The organism is Corynebacterium tuscaniense, assembly GCF_008693065.1.
Taxonomy (GTDB): Bacteria; Actinomycetota; Actinomycetes; order Mycobacteriales; family Mycobacteriaceae; genus Corynebacterium; species Corynebacterium tuscaniense.
Genome location: NZ_VXKH01000222.1, coordinates 1 through 509, shown reverse-complemented (window position 1 = coordinate 509; position 509 = coordinate 1). Strand labels below are relative to the sequence as shown.

General features: G+C 63.7%; 2 pseudogenes. One reads left to right on the top strand and one right to left on the bottom strand.

Features of this window, described 5'->3' with window-relative positions:
- Positions 1-237: pseudogene (locus tag F4V54_RS11390) on the bottom strand (ABC transporter permease); the annotation flags it as partial.
- On the opposite strand from F4V54_RS11390, the pseudogene F4V54_RS11720 reads away from it, so the two are divergent.
- Positions 236-509: pseudogene (locus tag F4V54_RS11720) on the top strand (hypothetical protein); the annotation flags it as partial. The pseudogenes F4V54_RS11390 and F4V54_RS11720 sit on opposite strands and share 2 nt — an antisense overlap.

The window sequence follows — 509 nt, the reverse complement described above, 5'->3', positions numbered from 1 at the left end:
CAGCGCGTCCGTGCCGGGCATACTTTGCACGCGCGAGGTAGTGAACGACGGGTCGTGCGGGTCCTCGAAGACCACCGCGGCCGGGTCGAGCGCCTCGAGCGCGGACGTGTTCTGCTTGCCCAAACCCGAGGTCAGACCCGTCAACACAACAACGAGAAGGGTGATCAACGCGACGGTGCCCACGATGAGCCCGAAGCGCCCCTTCGCTTTCTTAATTTCACGGATTCCTACGAACATGCTTCCGATTGTGGCCGTGACCTGCGCGGTTAACATCGGGCTGCGGGTTGAAAAAGGAATCGACCGTTCGGTTGATGTTGGCCCAACCGGTGGCAGCGCTAGTGTTGCCCGCATGACCTCCAACCGCATTTTGGCCACCCTGCGCGTGAGCCTGCACGTGCTGGTGGCCACGCTGTTGGGCGTGGGGCTTGCCGGCGCCATCCGGGACCACCACTGGGCCGCCGTCCTCGCCGCGCTGCTGTTCGCGGCAATCTATCTGTTCGGCACGGTAT